A 349-nucleotide genomic window follows, 5' to 3' on the forward strand; every position below is an offset into this window, starting at 1 on the left:
ACAGGGCGACATGTTAACCGCTACACCACGAGGCCGTTTTACACTCTCCGGGCGACTGAATCGCCTCGAACAAGTGAGATTATATCATATTTTCTTGATCCTTGGCAATAGATTTACATAAAAAAACGAACATATGCAAAAAACAAGTTCTTACATATGTTCGTTTTACAAGAAATCAAGCCTTTTGCATCTCTGCCGCAACGGCACGTCCTTCCATCAAGGCCTTACCGATAGTAGCGGGTCCGACATTGGCATCACCGGCAATAAAGACATTTTCCAAGGTTGTCCGGTAATTTTCCGTTATTTTTAAGTCTTCGGCTAATTCTGATAAATCTACCTTCTGCCCGAT

This window comes from Megasphaera sp. AF13-6AC, from assembly GCF_027685385.1.
Taxonomy (GTDB): domain Bacteria; phylum Bacillota; class Negativicutes; order Veillonellales; family Megasphaeraceae; genus Megasphaera; species Megasphaera micronuciformis.